This window comes from Xanthomonas sp. SHU 166 (assembly GCF_000364685.1).
Classification (GTDB): Bacteria; Pseudomonadota; Gammaproteobacteria; order Xanthomonadales; family Xanthomonadaceae; genus Xanthomonas_A; species Xanthomonas_A sontii.
The window spans coordinates 1-2049 of sequence record NZ_AQOJ01000298.1 but is presented as its reverse complement, the minus strand read 5'-3'; the positions used below and the strand labels follow the sequence as shown (position 1 = coordinate 2049).

At 67.3% G+C, this 2049-nt stretch carries 4 protein-coding genes; 3 read left to right on the top strand and 1 reads right to left on the bottom strand.

The annotated features are described in order from the left end of the window. The 3 genes from D180_RS24515 to D180_RS09145 all read left to right on the top strand — a co-directional run. Positions 1 to 188: hypothetical protein (locus D180_RS24515; protein WP_232760414.1), on the top strand; the 188-nt coding region annotated here is incomplete at its 5' end. Between the two features lie 16 nt (positions 189 to 204). After that, positions 205 to 564: a 6-carboxytetrahydropterin synthase QueD gene (queD, locus tag D180_RS09150; protein WP_017912556.1), complete on the top strand. Its 360-nt coding sequence runs from the start codon at positions 205 to 207 to the stop codon at positions 562 to 564. Positions 565 to 841: 277 nt separating this feature from the next. Further along, positions 842 to 1219, top strand: coding sequence for a phasin family protein (locus D180_RS09145; protein ID WP_026143664.1), 378 nt, complete (start codon positions 842 to 844; stop codon positions 1217 to 1219). 422 nt (positions 1220 to 1641) lie between these two features. On the opposite strand, the gene bioD is transcribed toward D180_RS09145, so the two are convergent. Next, positions 1642 to 2049, bottom strand: a 408-nt coding sequence (gene bioD, locus D180_RS09140; RefSeq protein WP_017912555.1) for an ATP-dependent dethiobiotin synthetase BioD, incomplete at its 5' end; no start/stop codon positions are given.

Below are 2049 nucleotides of genomic sequence, written 5' to 3'. Positions count from 1 at the left end.
GGCAACCGCCCCGCCGCGCCGCGCTGATCCGTCCGCGGCCACGCGCTGCGCACGCCCTCGGGCCGCCCTTCGGGGCGGCCTTTTTTGTCCGCTCCACCCGGCATCGCGCATGTCGCGACGCCTTGCCGCACGACGGCGCCGTCGTCGCCGCGCGGCGCCGGCAGTCCGGCATGCCGCTCCACCCCTGACCGTACAATGCTCCCTATGGATATCTTCAAAGTCTTCACCCTCGAAGCCGCGCACCGCCTGCCCAACGTGCCGCCCGGCCACAAGTGCGCGCGCCTGCACGGGCATTCGTTCCGCATCGAGCTGCACGTCAGCGGCGAGCCTGGCGCCGAGAGCGGCTGGGTGATGGATTTCGGCGACATCAAGGCGGCGTTCCGCCCGCTCTACGACCAGCTCGACCACCATTACCTCAACGACATCGAGGGCCTGGACAATCCCACCAGCGAGCGTCTGGCGGTGTGGATCTGGGACCGGCTCAAGCCGGTGTTGCCGCTGCTGAGCGAAGTGGTGGTGCACGAAACCTGCACCTCCGGCTGTCGCTATCGCGGGCCGGGTTGAACAAGGCCGGGAATGGGGAGTGGGGATTCGGGAACCGTAAGGGCGGCACCGCGCCGGCTGAGGGTTTGCGTGCTGCCCGCCTTGCGTCGTTGCGCGCATCTGGCGCTTTCCAGGCCCGCAGAGGCGTCCGGCAAGGGCTGGCGGAATTGCGCCAAGTAATTGATCAGAAAAGCAGTTTGAACGAATCCTGAGCGGCTTCAGAAAATTTTGTTGCATCGCAGCAGAATGAGCGTATGTTGCACTGCAACAGCAGTCGGCATTCCAACGGAGTTGCATGATGTCCGCTCAATTCAACGATCAGTTCAGCAGCTACACCCAGCAGTTCGCCGCCGCCGCGGCGCGTGCCAACCGCCTGGCGCTGGAGAGCGCCGAGAGCGTGTTCGGCGTGCAGTTGAAGACCTTCGAGAAGAACGTGTCGGCCACCACCGGCTTCCTCGGCGAGCTGACCGAGGCGCGCGATCTGGGCACCGTGCAGGCGCTGTGGCCGAAGGGCCTGCAGATCGCCCGCGACAACTTCGAGCGGCTTGCCACGGCCAACCAGGAAGTGTTCGGCCTGGGCCTGAAGGCCTCCGAAGCCATCGGCCAGCTCGCCAAGCACCAGTTCGAAGCGGCGACCGAGCAGGCCGCGCCGAAGGCCAAGCCCGCCGCCAAGTAACACTAGTTTTCGACGTCGCTGCGGTTCGCCGCCCGACGCACGCTCGGTCTGCATGGGTCCCTCCCCCCGTGCAACCCAAGGCCCGGTAGATCCCTCCCTCTACCGGGCCTTTTTTATGGGCGGGATTCGGGAGTGGGGATTCAGGATTGGTTGATCGCGTGCGTCTTGGCGTTCCTGTCTTTCCTGATGAGAGAGGCTTCAGCTCCGGTGCTTTGCCAGAAGCCGGTAGATCGCCTCTTCGACCGGGCTTCTCCATGCGCTTGCTTCGGGAGTGAAACCCGGCATTCGGGATCAGCCCATCTTGCGGATCCTGGACGCCCTGCTCTTGTGGGAGGGGCTTCAGCCCCGACGCGGCATCGGTCAGGCGTCGGGACTGAAGTCCCTCCCACAAAAGCCGGCAGCGCAGTGCCACCGGCAGTTGCTCAGCCCGGCGACATGCCCGCCCACGGCTGCAATTCCGCTGCCAACTGCTCGGCCTGCGGTTGCGGCCGGTACGGCAGGCGCCCCCAGCACGGCATCGGCAACCGCGCGCGCAGCATCGCCATGTTGTCGTCGATGCGCTCCATCGCCGGGTCGATCTCGTTGCCGATCCAGCCGATGCACTGCAGGCCATCGGCGGCGATCGCCGCGGCGCTGAGCCGGGCGTGGTTGAGGCAGCCCAGGCGCAGGCCGACCACCAGCACTACAGGCAGCCGCAGCGCGCGCGCCAGATCGGCCTGGTCCAGCGTCGCCGACAGCGGCGCCGCCCAGCCGCCCACGCCTTCCACCACCACCACGTCGGCCTGCGCGCGCAGGCGTTCGAACGCGGCCGCGATCGGCGCCAGCTCCAG

Excerpts from the sequence above, each read along its gene's own strand:
- D180_RS09145 (WP_026143664.1), top strand. The coding sequence starts at position 842 with ATGTCCGCTCAATTCAACGATCAGTTCAGCAGCTACACCCAGCAGTTC.
- queD (WP_017912556.1), top strand. The coding sequence starts at position 205 with ATGGATATCTTCAAAGTCTTCACCCTCGAAGCCGCGCACCGCCTGCCC.